The organism is Pseudoalteromonas sp. AWH4_217, assembly GCF_056161105.1.
In genome coordinates, this window is the sequence record NZ_JBSWYM010000004.1 from 40,222 (window position 1) to 58,281 (window position 18,060).

General features: G+C 45.8%; 17 protein-coding genes. 8 read left to right on the forward strand and 9 right to left on the reverse strand.

From position 1 onward, the window contains the following. The first annotated feature begins 116 nt into the window (after positions 1–116). From ACXAH1_RS05350 to ACXAH1_RS05370, 5 genes are all read left to right on the forward strand, one after another. Positions 117–782, forward strand: coding sequence for a hypothetical protein (locus ACXAH1_RS05350; RefSeq protein ID WP_475194514.1), 666 nt, complete (start codon positions 117–119; stop codon positions 780–782). A gap of 1 nt (position 783) precedes the next feature. Continuing rightward, positions 784–2,235, forward strand: a complete 1,452-nt coding sequence (gene bepA, locus ACXAH1_RS05355; protein WP_475194515.1) for a beta-barrel assembly-enhancing protease — start codon at positions 784–786, stop codon at positions 2,233–2,235. Between the two features lie 182 nt (positions 2,236–2,417). Then, positions 2,418–2,765, forward strand: coding sequence for an arsenate reductase (glutaredoxin) (arsC, locus tag ACXAH1_RS05360; protein ID WP_138546387.1), 348 nt, complete (start codon positions 2,418–2,420; stop codon positions 2,763–2,765). A gap of 4 nt (positions 2,766–2,769) precedes the next feature. Next, positions 2,770–3,321, forward strand: coding sequence for an NAD(P)H:quinone oxidoreductase (gene wrbA, locus ACXAH1_RS05365; protein WP_054017103.1), 552 nt, complete (start codon positions 2,770–2,772; stop codon positions 3,319–3,321). Continuing rightward, positions 3,318–3,770, forward strand: a complete 453-nt coding sequence (locus ACXAH1_RS05370) for a DUF2069 domain-containing protein (RefSeq protein ID WP_253049651.1) — start codon at positions 3,318–3,320, stop codon at positions 3,768–3,770. The genes wrbA and ACXAH1_RS05370 overlap by 4 nt, the downstream gene beginning before the upstream one ends. Positions 3,771–3,832: 62 nt before the next feature. Here the strand turns inward: ACXAH1_RS05370 and ACXAH1_RS05375 are convergent, their stop codons facing one another. Together ACXAH1_RS05375 and ACXAH1_RS05380 are read right to left on the reverse strand one after the other, a co-directional pair. Then, positions 3,833–4,156 carry an RnfH family protein gene (locus ACXAH1_RS05375; protein ID WP_475194519.1) on the reverse strand — a complete coding sequence of 108 codons (324 nt, stop codon included), beginning with the start codon at positions 4,154–4,156 and terminating at the stop codon, positions 3,833–3,835. Continuing rightward, positions 4,153–4,590: an SRPBCC family protein gene (locus tag ACXAH1_RS05380; protein ID WP_046004233.1), complete on the reverse strand. Its 438-nt coding sequence runs from the start codon at positions 4,588–4,590 to the stop codon at positions 4,153–4,155. The genes ACXAH1_RS05375 and ACXAH1_RS05380 overlap by 4 nt, the downstream gene beginning before the upstream one ends. Positions 4,591–4,719: 129 nt before the next feature. Here ACXAH1_RS05380 and smpB point away from each other — a divergent pair, with 129 nt between their 5' ends. Then, positions 4,720–5,199 (forward strand): SsrA-binding protein SmpB, encoded by a 480-nt coding sequence (gene smpB / locus ACXAH1_RS05385; protein ID WP_046004234.1) that lies wholly within the window; start codon positions 4,720–4,722, stop codon positions 5,197–5,199. Positions 5,200–5,263: 64 nt separating this feature from the next. Here smpB and fabB read toward each other — a convergent pair whose 3' ends face one another. Continuing rightward, on the reverse strand, positions 5,264–6,478 hold the full coding sequence (fabB, locus tag ACXAH1_RS05390) for a beta-ketoacyl-ACP synthase I (RefSeq protein WP_138552412.1): 1,215 nt from the start codon (positions 6,476–6,478) through the stop codon (positions 5,264–5,266). Positions 6,479–6,658: 180 nt separating this feature from the next. Here fabB and mnmC point away from each other — a divergent pair, with 180 nt between their 5' ends. Beyond that, on the forward strand, positions 6,659–8,644 hold the full coding sequence (gene mnmC / locus ACXAH1_RS05395; protein ID WP_475194522.1) for a bifunctional tRNA (5-methylaminomethyl-2-thiouridine)(34)-methyltransferase MnmC2/FAD-dependent 5-carboxymethylaminomethyl-2-thiouridine(34) oxidoreductase MnmC1: 1,986 nt from the start codon (positions 6,659–6,661) through the stop codon (positions 8,642–8,644). Positions 8,645–8,688: 44 nt separating this feature from the next. Here mnmC and ACXAH1_RS05400 read toward each other — a convergent pair whose 3' ends face one another. Further along, positions 8,689–9,564, reverse strand: a complete 876-nt coding sequence (locus ACXAH1_RS05400) for a flagellar protein MotY (protein ID WP_138546393.1) — start codon at positions 9,562–9,564, stop codon at positions 8,689–8,691. Positions 9,565–9,842: 278 nt separating this feature from the next. Between ACXAH1_RS05400 and rnt the strand changes: the two genes are divergently transcribed. Next, the gene (gene rnt / locus ACXAH1_RS05405) at positions 9,843–10,508 is read left to right on the forward strand and encodes a ribonuclease T (protein WP_475194525.1); all 666 of its coding nucleotides are present in this window, start codon (positions 9,843–9,845) and stop codon (positions 10,506–10,508) included. A gap of 49 nt (positions 10,509–10,557) precedes the next feature. Here the strand turns inward: rnt and ACXAH1_RS05410 are convergent, their stop codons facing one another. The 5 genes from ACXAH1_RS05410 to ACXAH1_RS05430 all read right to left on the reverse strand — a co-directional run bounded on the left by ACXAH1_RS05410 (position 10,558) and on the right by ACXAH1_RS05430 (position 18,056). Further along, complete coding sequence (locus tag ACXAH1_RS05410) at positions 10,558–12,192, reverse strand: DUF342 domain-containing protein (RefSeq protein WP_475194526.1); 1,635 nt, start codon at positions 12,190–12,192, stop codon at positions 10,558–10,560. A 614-nt stretch (positions 12,193–12,806) separates the two neighbouring features. Next, a complete protein-coding gene (locus ACXAH1_RS05415) occupies positions 12,807–13,856 on the reverse strand; it encodes a hypothetical protein (RefSeq protein ID WP_475194528.1) in 1,050 nt (349 codons plus the stop codon). Then, on the reverse strand, positions 13,853–15,712 hold the full coding sequence (locus ACXAH1_RS05420) for a type IV secretory system conjugative DNA transfer family protein (protein ID WP_475194530.1): 1,860 nt from the start codon (positions 15,710–15,712) through the stop codon (positions 13,853–13,855). Before ACXAH1_RS05420 ends, ACXAH1_RS05415 begins: the two co-directional genes overlap by 4 nt. A gap of 2 nt (positions 15,713–15,714) precedes the next feature. Further along, positions 15,715–16,422: a hypothetical protein gene (locus ACXAH1_RS05425; protein ID WP_475194532.1), complete on the reverse strand. Its 708-nt coding sequence runs from the start codon at positions 16,420–16,422 to the stop codon at positions 15,715–15,717. 5 nt (positions 16,423–16,427) lie between these two features. Then, positions 16,428–18,056, reverse strand: a complete 1,629-nt coding sequence (locus ACXAH1_RS05430) for a hypothetical protein (protein ID WP_475194535.1) — start codon at positions 18,054–18,056, stop codon at positions 16,428–16,430. Positions 18,057–18,060: the final 4 nt, after the last annotated feature.

Genomic DNA, 18,060 nt, shown 5'->3' on the forward strand with positions numbered 1-18,060 from the left:
AACTCTTTTGCTGTACCTTAGCACGTATCGGATTTACTCTGTCTGCAAACCGTATAGCCTGAACTCGGTCAATGCGTTATCCTTATAACAGAGATAGTGTTTTTTCGGATTTTCACATGCCTGGTGCGAACAACAAGGCGCGTTTGCCTGACAACCCAACCTTAAAAGAAATAAACTGGTTTAAAAAACAAATTAACTGGGGTGAGTTGCCGCCATTTTATCATCTTGTCGCCTCTTCGGTTAGCGAAGGTGAAGGGATTTTTCAACATGGATTCGATCATGCCGTTAAACGTTTATTAGACAAACGGAACTGGAACTTATCTTTGCTTGATGGATACGAAGATCAAAACGGTCTTATTCACTGTGATAAAGCGCCTGCTTTATCTCTTCATCAGGTATTTACAGATCGCGGATTTGAGTTGTGGGCGTACCCTATTGCCAAGGGGGTCAAAGTAGACAGATACCTAAAAGACAATAAATATCTTGAGTTTAACGTCTGGGATCCACATACCATGAAAGTCCTGTTGCGTTTCAATCAACTCCATAAATTTATTGCTTTTTATTTTGACCGGGGCGATACCGCAGACAAAGCGCTGATCCTGCATGCGCACAAAGTGGTACATAAAACATTGACCATGCTGCAACGAGAATTGAACGTTATTAAGGTTGATGGGGTCTCAATAAAAGACTTTTATATGTTATGCGAAAAAGACGCCCGGGCATGCAGCGATGAAGTGGACATTGCCAAGATCATGCTCGGCGATGATATAAATAAGGATTAGAATGCAGTTACAAAAACTGTTTCAGGCATCTGTTTGTGCCCTGTCACTGACTGTTTCGACCTCAGGCTTCACTCAGTCCTCATTGAAATTACCTGACTTGGGCACTTCTGCGGTACAAGTGCTCCCCATAGATAAAGAACAAGCCATCGGCGAAATCATGATGATGCAGATCCGCTCAGGCTCAAAGCTTGTGCAGGATCCAGTGCTTGATGAATACCTCTCAGCGCTGGGCAATAAACTGGTTGCCAATGCCAATGATGTACGCTTTCCCTTTTCATTTTTCTGGGTTAACAATAAAGACATAAACGCCTTTGCGTTTTATGGTGGGCATGTTGGCGTACACACCGGGTTGATGGCACAGGCCGACAACGAAAGTCAATTTGCGTCTGTACTGGGTCACGAGATAGCCCACGTAACCCAACGTCACCTGGCACGGAGGATCCAGCAAGCCAAAGACAACAGCGCTTTGACAATTGCGGGTATGATCACTGGTATTCTGGCCACCGTGATTGCCCCCGATGCAGGCATGGCTATCCTGTCTGCCAGTTCAACTCAGTCTGCGCTAAACCAGCTAACCCACAGCCGAAAGGCCGAGCAAGAAGCTGACCGCTTTGGCATGCAAACCTTATACAATGCAGGTTTTGACCCAGGTGCATCCAGCGAGTTTTTGAGCAAACTAGCCGCACAGGTAAGATTCAAGAACAAAGCCCCCGTCTTTTTAATGTCTCACCCGTTACCCGACTCCCGGGTGTCAGATGTACGTCTGCGTGCGCAGCAATATCAGCAAAGGTATGTGCCAAGAAGCCAACAATTCCAGCTTGCTAAAAGTCGGGTTATCGCCAGATACCAACTGGAAGGTGAAGCAGCACAAGCCTATTTTGAACAGGCACTAAGACAATCCTCCGACCTGGACAAAAGTGCGCTTGAATACGGGCTGGCCATCACTTACCTGGATCAGAAAAAATTGGACAAGGCACAAAGTGTGATGGACAAGCTATTAAATGCTGATCCGAACAACCTCTTCTACCTTGACGTATACACAGATCTGCTGCTGGCAAAAAAAGACTATACAGCTATCACTAAGCTATTAGCCGAAAAACATGAGCTTAGGCCCAACAACCAGGTTATCACGCTCAATTATGCCAATGTCGCGATTAAGAGCGAGCAATATGAACTGGCCGAGCAACTTCTGAAAGTCTTTTTACTGGAAAAACCGGGGCATGTGCTAGCGCGGCAGCTGCTCACGGATGCCTACAAGAAAATGGAATCCAAAGCGGACTATCATGAGAGTCAGGCGAGCTTACTTAGCCACTATGGCGCCTTTATGCGGGCAGCGGACGAAATTCAGAAGGCACTTAATCACGTTGAAAAGGAAGAAACCGTACGTCGTTTGCGCTTAAAAGCGTTACTGACTCAGTATCGGGATATGCAAAAAGAACTGGCTAAGCTCTAAATCAGGACCCCCTGAGCGTAAACGGGAAAAACCATACGCTCAGGGTAAATCTGGTCGACCCCGGACACACCTCCCCCTCAAAGCATCAGGGGCTCTTGACCTGAAAAACGTAGGCATGGCTGACAGGATACGGTACAATTTGAGCTGAATCAGATAAGTATTAATACCGTAAAGGATCTTATATGTCAGTTACGATTTACCACAACCCACGTTGCTCAAAATCTCGCGAAACTCTGGCTTTGCTGGAATCTCAAGACGTTCAACCTGAGATTGTCGAGTATCTTAAAACACCAATTAGTGAAGACACCCTGAGTGCTCTGCTACAAAAATTAGGCTTTACTTCTGCACACCAGCTGGTGCGCAGCAAAGAAACAATTTATAAAGAGCTGGGCCTGAGCAAAGACAGTGACGAAGCGCGTATTCGTCAGGCAATGCTGGAAAACCCCAAGTTGATCGAAAGACCAATCGTCGTGAAAGGTGACAAAGCCGCCATTGGCCGTCCACCTGAATCCGTTCTGGATATTCTGTGATCCTATGCCAGAGATCTTAGTTTTATATCATTCCAGCCATGGCTCTGTTGCAGCCATGGCACATGAAATTGCAGAAACCCTGGAGTTTCATGGTGCACAAGTCAGACTGCGCACTTTTGTTGCAAAACAAGCCCATGACATTGTGGTGTCTAAGCAAGATCTCATTGACTGCGATGCACTGGCCTTTGGCACACCAACGCGCTTTGGGATGATGGCATCGCAGGCGAAAACCTTCTGGGAAACAACCAGTGATATCTGGCTTAAAGGCCAGCTTATCGATAAACCAGCGTGTGTGTTTTCTTCTTCCAGTAGCATGCATGGCGGTAATGAAGCGACCCTGCTGAACCTGTCCTTGCCCCTGCTACACCACGGCATGCTGTTGATGGGTGTCCCGTATGATGTACCTGAGTTGCTGTCGACCACCAGTGGCGGCACGCCGTATGGCGCAACCCATGTAGCCGGTATGGACAACAGCAGCGAGCTGACGGATACGGAGCTGAAAATCTGCAGGGCACTTGCAAAACGACTCTTTACCATTAGCAATAAATTATCATGAGCCAGATCCCCAAAAAACCCGTTACAAAACGCTTTCAGGCCTCAGCCCTTATTGGGTATGTGGGCTTGTTAATTCTCATGCCCTTGTGGTTGTTTGTGTTGGCACCGCGTGAAGGCTACAGCACAGGCTTTGTATTTGCGGTGTATATTTTACCCCTGCTGTTACCACTGAAAGGCATTATTCAGGACAAACCTTACACTTATGCCTGGGCCAACTTCATCGTGTTGATCTACTTTACACACGGGCTAACCTTGTTATGGGTGTCTCCCGAAGAAATGCCCTTGATCTTACTCGAGTTGTTTTTTGCCACCTGTATGTTTATTGGCTGTACCTATTATGCCAGACACCGGGGCCAGGAGCTGGGGTTGAAGATCCGTAAACTGAAGCAAGACTTAGCGGATGAAAAGGCAGCTTACGAGCAAGGTGAGCAGAAGGACGAAGAGAAATAAATCGTACAGGCCACGCCAGTGAATATTACCCACTAACTCGGTGGCCTGTTCTTATTTGAGCCTTAGTTAGACAGTGGGCGGCCACCTGTGACTTTATTGGCCCGCCCTTCTTCTTTGGCCTTTTCTGCACGGCGACGACGTGCTTCTTTAGGGTCGGCTATCAGTGGACGATACACCTCAACCCGGTCCCCGGCTCGGACAACATGATTCAGCTTGACCGTTCTATTCCAGATCCCCAGACTCAAATTGGTTGGGTCAATTTCCGGACAACGCTCTAAAATACCACTTTGCAGCACCACTTGCTCCACCGACGTCCCTTCAGCTACATCAACACTGAGCGTTGTGGCTTTGTCGGGCAAGGCAAATACCACTTCAACCTGGATCATGAACGTACTCCGTATACTATTTTGGCTCTTTGTGTAAAGGCCGATACCATGTTCTTCGCAACTTCATTGAAGATGCGACCAAATGCCAGCTCAATTAGTTTGTTGGCAAATTCAAACTCGAGCTTTAAACACACCTTACAGGCCTGCTCGTCCAGCTCGATAAACTCCCAATATCCATGTAAGGATTTAAACGGACCGTCAACCAGCTGCATTCTGACCCGATTGCCTTCGTACTGATTCTTAGTGGTAAACCATTTGGTCAGACCCGCCTTGGAGATTTCAAGGCTTGCTGTCATGCCCTGATCCGAAGTATCAATCACCCGCGCCCCGGAGCAATGAGGCAAAAAAGCGGGGTAAGCGTCAACATCATTGACCAAGTTAAACATCTCTTGTGTGCTGTACATCACTAACGCACTTTTTTCTACTTGTGGCATACGCTCTCCAAACTCTAACAAAGCGATTTTACCAAGGTTTTCAAGATTTATCTTGTTTGTGACAGGCGACTGGGGGAAAATAACCACAATTTTTGATCCGCGCCGATATACAAGGTAGACTACGCCATTATGGCAAAGAAAAAACCAAACAAATCAAATAGCAATACCATAGCGCTGAATAAAAAGGCGCGTCATGAGTATTTTTTACACGACAAGTTCGAAGCAGGTATTGAACTCCAGGGCTGGGAAGTAAAAAGCATCCGCGCCGGCAAGGTCAATATCACCGATACCTATATTCACCTTAAAGACGGCGAAGCTTTTTTGCTTGCCAGTCAAATTCAGCCATTAAACAGCGCCTCAACGCACGTCATTTGTGACCCAATGCGTTATCGCAAGCTGCTGCTTAAAAAGCGCGAGATTGACCGCCTGATCGGTGCAACCGAGCGCGATGGCTTTTCACTGGTGGCCACCGCCATGTACTGGAAAAAGTGCTGGGTAAAACTTGAATTCCACCTGGCCAAAGGTAAAAAGATGCACGACAAACGCGCCGACATCAAAGACAGAGACTGGTCGCGCGACAAAGAACGTCTGATGAAACATAAAGCTTAATTGCTGTCAGACACCCATAAAAAAACCGCCTTTTGGCGGTTTTTTTGGGTCAATGGCAAAAGCCTTAACCTTTATACTTTTGCATCACTAAGGTTGCGTTGGTGCCGCCGAAACCGAAGCTGTTCGACATCACAGTGTTCAGCTCGCGCTCGCGCATTTCAGTTACAATATCCAGGCCTTGTGCCTGCTCATCTAGCTCATCAATGTTGATAGATGGTGCAATGAAGTTATTTTCCAGCATCAGCACTGAGTAAATCGCTTCGTGAACACCAGCAGCACCCAGAGCGTGACCTGTCATTGCTTTAGTCGCACTGATCGCCGGAGAGTTGTCACCAAACAGCTCCTGGATAGCACCCAGCTCTTTCACATCCCCAACCGGCGTTGAAGTACCATGGGTGTTCAGGTAGTCGATTGGACCTTCAAGATCTTGCATTGCCTGCTTCATACATCTCACAGCGCCTTCGCCAGACGGTGCAACCATGTCGTAGCCGTCAGACGTTGCGCCGTAACCTACGATTTCAGCATAGATGTGTGCACCACGTGCCAGTGCGTGCTCAAGTTCTTCAACCACCACGATACCGCCACCGCCAGAGATAACGAAACCGTCACGGTTTGCATCGTAAGTACGTGAAGCCGTTTCTGGTGCTTCGTTATACTTGGTAGACAATGCCCCCATCGCATCGAATTCCATAGCCAGGGTCCAGTGCAGCTCTTCACCACCACCGGCAAAGATCACGTCTTGTTTGCCCAGCTGAATTTGCTCTACCGCATTACCAATGCAGTGCGCAGAGGTTGCACAGGCAGAGCTGATTGAATAGTTAACACCTTTGATTTTAAACGGTGTTGCAAGACAGGCAGAAGCCGTACTTGCCATAGTACGTGGTACCATATAAGGACCTACGCGTTTAACGCCTTTCTCGCGCAGAATGTCAGCGGCTTCAACCTGGTACTTAGATGAACCACCACCTGAACCAACGATCAGACCAGTGCGCTCATTAGAAACCTGCTCAGGGGCCAGACCTGAGTCTTCAATCGCTTGCGCCATTGAAATATAAGAAAATGCAGCTGCATCTCCCATAAAGCGATGTGCTTTACGGTCAACCAGAGACTTTACGTCAATATCCAGCTTGCCCGATACCTGGCTACGCAGATTCATGTCTGCGAACTCTTGGTTAAAAGCGATACCACTTTTACCCGCTTTCAAAGAATCTAGTACTTCTTGCTTGTTGTTACCGATGCTTGACACTACACCGATACCCGTAATAACGGCTCTTCTCATGGGTAATTCCCTTAGGACTTTTTAAATTTACGCGTATTCTACGCTGAAACCAGGCACCAAGTGGTCAGCTTTCCAGCGTACACACGTACTCTGAACTGATATTTGTTAAAATGCAACGGACGAACGCAAATAAAATCCGTAAAATAGACGCCAATTCAGTAGCGAACTTTTAGACACATTATGATACGCAACGCCCAGATACATTTTAACGACGCAGGCACACCGGTCGCAGACAGCTTTGACGATGTCTACTTTTCGAACGATGACGGTCAGGCAGAATCGGATTATGTTTTTTATACACAGAACAAGCTCAATACCCGATTGCTCAACCATGACAGGGACCACTTTGTGGTTGCCGAAACCGGATTTGGCACAGGGCTGAATTTTCTTAATACCTGGGCTCAGTTTCAGCACCTGAAAACACAGCGCAACGTTCAGCGTCTTTATTTTATTTCATTTGAAAAATACCCCATCAAGATTGAAGATTTACGACAAGCCTTAAAAGCATGGCCAGATTTGTCGGATCAAGCACACCAATTGTGCGCGCAATACCCGGATGCCGTTGAGGGCTGTCATCGCCTTGAGTTTGATGGCGGTGAAGTCATTCTGGATCTGTGGTTTGGCGATGTACATACCTCCTTACCTAAACTCTCGTATGCGCCCAGTGGCCTGGTGGATGCCTGGTATCTGGATGGCTTTGCTCCCAGCAAAAACCCGGATATGTGGCAACAATCTCTGTTTGATGCCATGGCAGCACTGAGCCGTACCAATGCCACCTTCGCCACCTTTACCGCTGCGGGCTTTGTACGCCGGGGCTTGCAACAGGCAGGGTTTGATTGTCAAAAAGTCAAAGGTTACGGTCGTAAGCGGGAAATGGTGATCGGTCAGTTTAACGAGGCGAATCTGCAGGCAACCAACCCTGAATACTATCGTCACTCTGCTCGCAAGCTTGAGCGTGTTGCCGTCATTGGTGGTGGGATTGGTTCGGCCTGTTTAAGCTACCAGCTTGCCAAACGTAACATCAGCACCACCTTGTTTTGTAAAGATGAAACCCTAGCCGGCGGTGCATCGCACAATCGCCAGGGCGCCGTCTACCCCAACCTGCAGGCCGAGTACAGCACCACCAGTGAGCTGTATGCCCTAAGCTTTTTGTACGCGCGGCGTTTTTATCAGCACATTGAAGCGGCTGGCTTTAACTACGACCATGACTGGTGTGGTGTATTGCTGCAAAGTGTGACCGATGGCAAACGGACACAGCATCAGAAAATTACCAGCAGTGATTTGTTTCCAGAATCATTAATACGCTATGTCTCGGTAACAGAAGCACAAAATCTGGCCAATATAGACACCCCGTTTGACGGCCTGTTTATCGAACAGGCCGGCTGGGTAAGCCCCCCTCAGTTGACCGAAGCCGTCCACAACGCAGCACAGGCTAAGTGCCCGGGTCAGCAGCACTTTAATGCTGATGTCAGCGAACTCGACAAACGTGAAGATGGCTGGTATCTGCTCGTTAATACTCAGTGGCAGGGGCCGTTTTCTGACGTCTTTGTATGTGGCGGTGAGCACAGCGATGGGTTTTCTCAGACACAGCATTTAGGGTTGCATGGTGTGCGGGGCCAGGTTTCTCATATCCAGGCCGGTGAAGCCTCTTCAGAGCTCACCACAGTGTTATGCCACAAAGGCTACTTTACACCCAGCCTGCAGGGCGAACATTGTATGGGGGCGACTTTTGAAAAATACAGCAAGGGCCGGGAAGTCACCGAGCAGGATAATGCCACCAACCGTGCTCAGTTACAGGGCTTTTATGGTGATACGCAGTTTGATCAGAGCCTGGGGGAGATCACAGGTGCCAAAGCGGCGGTACGTTGCTGCTTTAACGATCACTTCCCCATGATAGGTCAGGTACCGGATCCAACCAGTCTGTGCGACGCTTTTGCGAACCTGCGCCGGGGCAAACATCATGATTTTGAACCACTAACGCAACCCCATGAAGGTCTGCATGTAGTGACCGGATTTGGCGCACGCGGATTGTGCAGTGCACCGCTGGTGACTGAGCACCTGGTTGCTGCGCTGTGTGATGAACCCCGCCCGCTTAGCGAGCGACTGAATCAGGCTCTGCACCCAGCCCGCTTTGTGGTTAGGGATTTGATCAGGAATAAAATCTAAATAGTGTGTAATGCCATCAGGCTCCCAAAACGGGAGCCTTGCTATTATGGTTTAGAGATTTGGATGACCACGCGGCGGTTTTTATCACGCCCGATGGGTGTATCGTTCGGCGCAACATGGCGTTTCTCACCAAAGCCATCAGTGACAATTTTGTCTTCCGGTATGCCTTTTGACGCCATATAGGTTTTAATTGCTTCCGCACGCTTTTTCGACATCGCCATATTAACCGAGCGGCCGCCGTAGCTGTCTGTGTAAGCCGAAATATAAATCGACTCAATTTCAGGGTCGTTATTGAGGTATTCCCCGATCATATCCAGGCGTTTGCGCGACGACTTGGTGAGCTCGCTGCTGTTAAACTTATAATTCATTACAGTAAAGGCAATATCTTCAAAGCTGTATGGCAGTAAATTGTCGCGGCATTGCAAAAACTCCCAGTAGGCGTTTTTAAAATTCACCGAAGACAGCGCCACTGAGATTTGGTCGTGCTGGTTTTGCCAGTCCTGATAATAAAAAGTTGGATAATAACCCTTTTCAAGCTCAGTCAGCATTTCCCAGGAGATGTCGTTAGTCAGTTCACCATCAAATTTTTTCAACAACTTCATCTGACCCATTACCCGGGCCGGCATACCCGCGCGCCAGGCAGGCGGCACCGATTCCAGCCCGGCAAAGTCGTAACTATCGGGCCTTACAACCATATCCAGATTAAAGGTCAGGTCTTTGTTTTTACTTGCGGTTGCAGAGAAAATTGCTTCACCGTAATAAGGAACTTCGTGTGATAACGCGCACGACAACCGGGTGGTCCTGTCGACAAACCATTGCGAGCTGTCTGCCGTGGCAGAGTATTGCCGCATTGCGCCCTGCGCCTGAAGCGTCAGGATACTCAATGTCGTGGCAATGATCAGGTTTGTATTAAACTTCACGCTTTTACTCCGCTTTGAACAAAAATACCGAACGAGACGCGGCGACCGCAAACAGGGCAGCCTTTCGTTGGCGTCTTACTGAAAGTCAAAGCAATAATCGTGCCTTAAATCCAAGCTCCTGAACGGCAGAGTTCTGACACCAGAGCCTTAAACGGTACACCTGATATGACGGCTGTACTGCCAGATACGCATACTGAAGCAGGAAACGCGCCACTAAGTTCGCATCTTTATTTCTGATCAGTATAATAGGCCGCTCAAATTAGTAAACCAAGCAGATTATGGCAGAACAAGAGCAAACCCTATTCGCAAAGCGCTTTCGCGGCTTTTTTCCCGTCGTCATTGACGTTGAAACCGCAGGCTTTAATAAAGACACCGATGCACTGCTGGAAATTGCCGTCAGCATGCTCAAGATGGACGACCAGGGCCTGCTCAGCCTGGACCACACGGTTCATTTCCATGTTGCGCCTTTTGAGGGTGCCAATATTGAACAATCAGCGATAGACTTCAACGGTATAGACCCCTTCAGTGCCTTACGCGGCGCCGTAGACGAAGAAGAAGCAATCAAAGAGATCTGTAAAGCAGTGCGTAAAGCCCAAAAGGCCGCAGGCTGTCAGCGCTCGGTGGTGGTGGCCCACAATGCTGCGTTTGATCACGGCTTTTTAAATGCCGCCATCGAGCGCTGTAAAATCAAGCGTACCCCGTTTCACCCATTCGTAAGTTTCGACACCACCTCGCTGGCCGGACTGGCACTGGGCCAGACGGTATTGGCCAAAGCCTGTCGTACCGCGGGGATTGAGTTTGACAACAGTCAGGCACACTCCGCACTATATGATACCGAACGAACCGCAGAGCTGTTTTGTCATATCGTAAATAAGTGGCAAGCACTGGGTGGCTGGCCTTTACCTAACATGTCGGATGAAGAGGATGACGAGCCGGCTCAATAGCCAGGGCATGACATCATGCGCGATACCTGCCACAGGTATCGCGACAACATTATTGTGTAGCAAACTCCTGAGTGATCTTACCCTCATCAAGCAATACCGAATGCGGCGGATAAATCCGTGAGAATGACTTGCTGTCTCTGGCAATGGTAAGTTCGATACCCGGATGCATTAGCTCGTTGATTTTGATCCGGCTCATCTTTAGTAGCCGTGCCAGCTTGAGCTGTACCAGCTTCATATTGCGTTGATTACGTGCATAATGTTTGCTGAGTTGCTGCTCATTCACAGCCAGTTTACTGAGATAAGCATCACGTTTGGTGGAAGCCGGTGCTTTCTGCGCTTTGATTTGGGCCCGCTTCAGGGCAAGGGTTTTATCGGCAAGGCGCTTTTCCAGATCTTTGAATTCTTGTTGTTTTTTCTTCAGCATATGCCAATCCTGCGCCAGCGCAATACGTGTTCGGGTTCCCGACGGTGCACCCACTTCACCGGCTTCAATACGCATGGCATCGAATACAGTACCGCCTATCAATTTACCTCTGGGCGTATCCCCTTTGCCGACCCGGATCATGCGTTTGGCTCTGAGATCGCAATGTAATACCTGACGCTCAATTAACAGATCCTGCTCAGATTCAATATGGCAATACTGTGCATAGCCAATAGAAACGGTGCGTTTTGCTTTTATACAACAACTGAAATCTTCGCCCTCTTCGCGCTTACGACCTATCACGCCCAGCATAACTGTCACCGCGCCATTGCTTTCAAGGTGTGCAGATTCAACAAAGCCAATCACTGTGATATCACCAGACGCTTTGATTTTCATGCCGTCTTTAACATCACCACTGACAATCACACTGCCATCGAACTCAATGTGGCCCGTTGTCACATCCACCTGGTCGTAACACAGCACGTCATCCACGCGAATACCGCGTGGGATAGCCACGGGCACCCCTTTGGAGTCAGCAATTAACAGGTTAGGGTCATCGGGAGAAATTTTGGTACCTTCCGGTACTTCCAGCGCAAAGTCTTTACCCTGTTTGGGCTCAAGCACATCACCAAATACAGAATACCCGTCTTCGCCTGGCGTTGGCGGCACACGCTTCATCAGCGGGCTGCCGGGGCTGACGGTAATGATGGCACCGAGGTCACGCATATCAACCTTGCCACCGTCTTTTTGTTGCGGGCTTAGAACTCTGTCCTGCGCTGTCATACACAAACGGACAAATCTGGCGTCAGTGCCATCTTTGGCACGCTGACCGTGGGCAACAATGCCACTATAGACACTACCAGGAGACTGCTCAAACTGCTGACCTAAGAAGGTATCCAATGCTTGCTTGCTGATCCCGCGTTTTACCCCGGCCGATTTTAGCGCTTCACGGGCCTGCTCCATGGTCACCATTTTGCCGCCCCGTGCTGTCGTCAGTCGTGCTTCGGCCATCATATTGTTGTCGTCGACCCGAATAGACAGCTCAGCGTCAACCGCCTTAGCTACAATTAAGGAATCCTTTTCTCTATCATCCGACGGCGAAAACAACTGCCCGATATTGGCATGTATGATATCAAAGTCGGCATAAGGAGAGCTTTCCAGCGCTTCAACAAGCTGCGCGGAACTGGCCGGAAATCCGGTATTTGCAGGGTGTTCGTTAATTGAAACGTACCCTGACTCCTCATCAAATTGAAACAAAGACATCACTTACTTCCCGAAAATTATGCATGATGTTATTAAATTTATTATGCACTACCAGGTCTATACATAGGACAAGGGCCGCTGTGTAACCTCTGATACTGTATTGCATCCTTGCTGACAATCTGTATAGAGCCTAAACAGAAAACAGCCTGTTATGCCGTCGCCGTAAAAGCACGCATGCTTTTTAGTGCGCCAACATCAAGTCCCATCATTTTACAGTTGTACCTATATATGCAAGCTAATCTTGGCAAACAACAAAAATAATTTGGAAAAAATACAACCAAAGTGCTATATTTCCCATAATCTAAGATGCAGCCAAAATTCGAACCTAGCTAAAACAGGTACGAACCGGTCAAACTGACTTACAGCGACAAGTTAAAACAACCATCGCCTTGCCTTATTTGAGCACAACCTTCCCTAATTGTTAAGCCCAACCAGTCGCTCAACTACACAAAATATAAACGATTGTAAATGAGACTTGAGTATAAAACCGCCAAGTAGTTCTTATCACTATACTTATCGGCAAACTTAGCTTGAGCTTTAGGGATTTTATTGGGTAGACCACAATCACTGACTGACAGAGATCGGCCGCAACAGCTCCAGTGAACATCTCTAAGCTACATTTTCAAGTCTTTAGATTTATGATTAACCTTTAAATTGTCTAACTTTTTACTCTCATCAACTTTTTGTTTAAGTGAGTCTAGATATGACTTTAAATCATCACCCTTTGAGTTGAACTTGCCACCATTCATATCTGACAAATGCCCCTCATACTCCATATCTCGCTGTTTACTGTGCTCACTAGATTCACTATTCTGAGATTCACCTTCTTGCGCTTCATTAAGTTGCACGTGATTTTCTTGAACTTTGTCAAGGCCTAACTTCATATCAAAGTAATTTTTAACCGATTGACAAATAGAGCTTAATTTATCTTTTGATTGATGCTGATAAACTTCCGCATAATACTTGGTACTTACAGCTAATTTTAAAGTTGTAATTAGTCCGCTCATAGCATCACATTGCTGAGAGCCATTTGCATAACTTATGATTTCTGAATTTGCTTCAGTTAGTATTTTTTGTATTTCTTCATCCTTTGCATCTTGAGCTCCACCTTCCATAAGTCTTGATAGCTTTAGCTTGGTTGAATGATAGGACTCTAGTACTTTACCCTTCGCTTCAGGCAATTGGGAAGCTGTAACCCCAGACAAAATAACGGTAGTCCCAAATAAAACGCTTATAGTAAATTCATCTTTCGTCGCCGCATACTCACCTAAGAGTGGTATAGAAACAATTTGTTCATGTAAATTAAATAGAGCTTTGGTTATAGCATCAGTCGAATTCGATAAAGTGTTATCTAGACCCTGTGGTGATAACGGTCCTTTTTGATATGAATCCATCAATTTAGCAAACCAGTTTATATTATTATTCGAAGATTCAAAAAACTCGAGCTTTTCTGGGGTACTCATACTCAAATCAACATTCCCTTCCTTGTCCAAAAAGCCAGAGCTCAAAAAGGCACTTTGTGCATTCGTAAGAGCAGCAGTTGATAAAGAAGTAGATGCCATTAATTCACTTCGACTAATTTTTTCTTTGATACCGTTTAAGTAATCAGTTAGTTCGTCCCTCTTGTGACCATCAGACACGTTATTTATTTTAGAGTCACTCATGTTACACTCCTGGCACTAACCATATTATTAAGTTCTGGTCGTCTGTAATACTTTGCCATACCACATCGGATAGGTTGACAACTTCTAACGAAAATAAGCTGCTCGTCAGGATCGTTCTTACCATCAACCTTCATGTTCATAATTTCACTAGGAGCCATTAACGGCTTGGATATTATTTGATGGCTACTGCCTGAATTGCCGCCTGCACTAGCTCCATGTTGTTGAGAGTTGTTTATTGCTGACGAAAGTACGGTTTCATTACCAAGCATCTCAGATAATAGTTTGGCAGTTTCCAAGTCTGAAATACCAAAAAATGTTTTAACTTTGGCATTCTCTAGCCAACTGCGACAACCATGTTTTTGATAAGATTGCTCTAACTGCCCAAGATCTTGAATAATTGACCACAATACAATACCAGCCCCTCGTCCCACGTCCCTTGCAGTTTCAAGGATCTCCATCTTTTTGAGCCTTGGCATCTCATCTAATAAAAAGAGGGCTTTAGCCGGTTTTTCATCTTGATGCTGCTTCGCATATTCATATTTGATATTTAGCAACGCACCTATGATTAAGCGCGCAGGGGAAGCAGTAGTTTCAAGCGTCTTAATCGGAATATTAATAAAGAAGTCTACTTGACCTGTCACTAGTTCGATAATCTCGACTTGGTTTGTCGCTTTTCCACTTACTAATGCTGCCAAATTTGGCTGTGATAACCAGGCAGTAATATTAGATGCATGCCCAATAATACCAGCCCACTGCCCTTCAGCCGTTTTAGCTATAGACAAAAGCTCTTTTGCATACTGTACAGGCACCCCAAAGCCATAATCGTCACCTTGGGTAAGGATGTCTTTTTCTAATATGTGCTCAACAACTCCAGAAGAAACCAACCCTCTAAATTCAGTGAGCGTTTTATTTACTTTGGAGAAACTGGGGCTAAACAACACATGTAGTAATAAAGTCAATAGTAGCTTTTCGCCTTCTTTTTCAAAATAATTATCATGGCCTACAGTCCCTTTATCAGGGTTCAGCCAACCAATAATAGCTTGAGCTTCCTCTATTGCCTGTGCAGATGAGGTATCTATCCAGTCAAGAACATTAATTGAGTCTGAGTGATTGCTGTTAGGATCTAAAACAACTACCTTTTGGCCTTTCGCTTCTCTTGCCTTTTTGCATAAACTTGCGAGCTCACCTTTTGGATCGTGTACAACAAGGTTTCCTTCCCAATTTAACGTATTTGGAATAGCAACACTCACCGATTTTCCACCACCAGAGCCTGCTACCGTGATTAAATGACCGCTACCATCGAAATGCAATAAAGGCGCTTTACCTGCAAGCTCTTCTTTATTAGGTGAGTATGCTTCCCCTAATACTAAGCTGCCGCTTGATAGCACTTTTTTCGCTTCTCGAAGCGGCATCCATTTCGCCGAACCTTGTAAGTTTTTATTTCGTGATAAAAGTCTGGACCTTCTATAAAAATCTGTTGAGCTATATATGGCGAAAAAAGGCACAGCTATACAAATTAAACCACTTACAACCAAAGGGTAGTCGAGGTGTTTTAATATTGTAAAAAAGTCATAGCCAGGCCCCTGAACTGATTGCCAACGACTGTACTCAGCCCACAACGCATAAATGCCTGACGCTACACTGCCCAGCAGGCTTAGCGAATAAACGGTTAGAGGTAAAATGCGACCGCGATACAAGCCAAAACACGTCACAAACAATAAAAACGGGCCCAGCGTTAACGCAACGCCATAAAATGCGGTACCTTCAGCCAGATTGCCCGCCATAACCCTGGATAAGTACCAAATAATGATAGGGCTGCCGTATAAGGCAGCTCTATAGATTAATTTAGCAATCATGGTTACTTCCAGACAAGAACGCCTTTAGGTGCCTCATTAACGATCCGATCACTCGGTCTTTTAACTCTAAAATCCCAATACGCATTTTTTGCAGTGTTAATCCAGCTGTTCCATTCATAAGCCACCCCACAATGAACCCATACTTCCAATGGATAGTAGCCCTTCTTTAAGTCAACGGACGCACTTTCGGTTTTTCTTGTCTCTTCACCTCCTATATAGCTATCTTCTTTCTTAAATTTGTATTGATTTACTATAAGCTTTTTACCCGAAATCTTCATTGAAGAATAGCAGCTATTTGCATAAAAACGTGCCCAGCCATCCAAAGTACCACCTTTTGTATACTTCACGAAATCAAGAGAGAAGACATAATTCCCCTCCTCTTCCGCGTTAAGAAAGCCGCTCCATTTAACACCGACGTGAGAACCTAAGAAAGTAGCCCACGAATCTTCATCACTTTCCAAATCAGAAAATGAGAAACGAGAAGGTGTTGCATCAATAAACTCACCAATAGGAACCCCTATAGGGTCTTTTGAGGCCCAGGTGCCTACACTTTTTGACGATGAATAAACTGTTGCTATCAAGCCATCGCTGTACAATTCAGTTGGCTCAGTAAGATTAGTTATGACAGCGACGCTTTCAACTTCAGGCTCAGCAGAAAAAGCCATCGTACTTGAGAGAAGTGCGATAAGTGAGATATTTACGTTCAACATTCTATTTAATCCCTTGAATTATTTATTGGTCTAACTTTGCTCAATGGACTTTCTATGCAATAAGTCCTAGCTGTATAAGAATTTGCTATATCAATAGCGCGTTTAACTTTTTCTGACGTCCGAGCTATGTCAAGCTTACCGAGTACATTTTTAGATTTGACTAGCGCATTTAAAGTTACTTTAGAGCACCCCTGATTCACATAGTTATTAAACGCCAACACAAAACTTTTAATTCGTTCATCACTTTCTAACACACCAGATGATGCCTTTTCAGCAAGCCTAATAGCTTGGTTGTGCTCCGCCGTAAGCCGAGTTAAATCGAGCTTGGTTAAGCGACCTTGCGCCTGTTGTATCTGACTAATGCTGGCTGGGCTCATTTTATTTGCTAAATTTTCCGCTGCGTTTATCAAAGCTGCCAGCCTCTGATTACTCGCTTCAACCTTAGTTACAGCATCAAGTGAAATAGCACTTATATCATTGTTTAGTTCCGTCACTCGGTTAGGGTAACTCGCTTTTATTTGCTTAAACTGACTAGCTATTGGCTCGATTAAGTCGTTGCTTTTTGTGCTATTGAAATGGGTTATTAAGTCATCTAGTTTTTGCACTTGATGACCAAAGGACAATTCGCTGGCTTGTTCTACTAACTCTTTTTCACGCTCTGTTAAAAGTACAGAGTCAATAGTATTTAAATAGTTTAGTACGTTAGCAAATGCTTCCAACTCTGTATCTGCAATACTTTCTCGACTTTCGGCTCTGTCTACCAAAGACTCAAGACGAATAAGTGTCTGAGTACGTTTTACTCTATCCTCGGCCATTTTTTGTGATGAATTAAACACAAGCTGCTGATAGCCATGATAGTTTCTAGACTTGTCGACTTTAGTAAGCTTTTTGTATGCCGTGAGTAATTCTTCTTCACTCTCAACTGTACGATTAGCCTCAAATACTCCAAAAGCATCAACAAGGTTTGAAACTCTGTTGTCACTCTCATTTTTAAGCTGCTGTGCTAAACTCAGATTTGCTAAAAAACCTTCAAACTGCGAGAAGTTAGATCTCTCTTTGTCAAAATCCGTCAATTGTGACGAGCTAGTGATGAGTCCTATTGCGCTATTTACGTCTTTTAATTGTTGAAAGTTTTTAGCTGCACTTTCTAAAGCACTTAACCTCTTATCGCTTTGCGAATTACTTAGTTTGCAACGTGAAATTTCAGTCAAAATTTGGTTATGAACTGGTTTTGCCCTTTTTTTGTCATAAGCCGTTATGTCTTGACCTAGCAGCAAATATTGCTCACATTGATTTGCTCTATGGCTAGATTTGTCTATCGATTGCGCAGCTAAATGCAGCGTTTTAAGCCTTTCATTGCTTGCTATGTCCTGAGCTGACATAGGCATATTTATCGTTCGCCCAGTTTGTGAAGTGCCTCCCGAACTAAAAGCGCGAGGCGGTACAGAAGGCTTGTATGAAGCAGAGTGCTGTTGATTACTCGTTATGTTGGGACTATTTGCCCCAAATATTTTCTGGCATACTTTAATTAAGCATAGAGCCACTAAGGCCGCAGCTATCAGCCTGACCATCAACTGCCAGAGGCGGTCTTGATGGTAAAGCTCTCGCCCTTTACTCACCATACTACCTAACATGTTA

Excerpts from the sequence above, each read along its gene's own strand:
- ACXAH1_RS05350 (WP_475194514.1), top strand. The coding sequence starts at position 117 with ATGCCTGGTGCGAACAACAAGGCGCGTTTGCCTGACAACCCAACCTTA.
- bepA (WP_475194515.1), top strand. The coding sequence starts at position 784 with ATGCAGTTACAAAAACTGTTTCAGGCATCTGTTTGTGCCCTGTCACTG.
- arsC (WP_138546387.1), top strand. The coding sequence starts at position 2,418 with ATGTCAGTTACGATTTACCACAACCCACGTTGCTCAAAATCTCGCGAA.
- wrbA (WP_054017103.1), top strand. The coding sequence starts at position 2,770 with ATGCCAGAGATCTTAGTTTTATATCATTCCAGCCATGGCTCTGTTGCA.
- ACXAH1_RS05370 (WP_253049651.1), top strand. The coding sequence starts at position 3,318 with ATGAGCCAGATCCCCAAAAAACCCGTTACAAAACGCTTTCAGGCCTCA.
- ACXAH1_RS05375 (WP_475194519.1), bottom strand. The coding sequence starts at position 4,156 with ATGATCCAGGTTGAAGTGGTATTTGCCTTGCCCGACAAAGCCACAACG.
- ACXAH1_RS05380 (WP_046004233.1), bottom strand. The coding sequence starts at position 4,590 with ATGCCACAAGTAGAAAAAAGTGCGTTAGTGATGTACAGCACACAAGAG.
- smpB (WP_046004234.1), top strand. The coding sequence starts at position 4,720 with ATGGCAAAGAAAAAACCAAACAAATCAAATAGCAATACCATAGCGCTG.
- fabB (WP_138552412.1), bottom strand. The coding sequence starts at position 6,478 with ATGAGAAGAGCCGTTATTACGGGTATCGGTGTAGTGTCAAGCATCGGT.
- mnmC (WP_475194522.1), top strand. The coding sequence starts at position 6,659 with ATGATACGCAACGCCCAGATACATTTTAACGACGCAGGCACACCGGTC.
- rnt (WP_475194525.1), top strand. The coding sequence starts at position 9,843 with ATGGCAGAACAAGAGCAAACCCTATTCGCAAAGCGCTTTCGCGGCTTT.
- ACXAH1_RS05410 (WP_475194526.1), bottom strand. The coding sequence starts at position 12,192 with ATGTCTTTGTTTCAATTTGATGAGGAGTCAGGGTACGTTTCAATTAAC.
- ACXAH1_RS05415 (WP_475194528.1), bottom strand. The coding sequence starts at position 13,856 with ATGAGTGACTCTAAAATAAATAACGTGTCTGATGGTCACAAGAGGGAC.
- ACXAH1_RS05420 (WP_475194530.1), bottom strand. The coding sequence starts at position 15,712 with ATGATTGCTAAATTAATCTATAGAGCTGCCTTATACGGCAGCCCTATC.
- ACXAH1_RS05425 (WP_475194532.1), bottom strand. The coding sequence starts at position 16,422 with ATGTTGAACGTAAATATCTCACTTATCGCACTTCTCTCAAGTACGATG.
- ACXAH1_RS05430 (WP_475194535.1), bottom strand. The coding sequence starts at position 18,056 with ATGTTAGGTAGTATGGTGAGTAAAGGGCGAGAGCTTTACCATCAAGAC.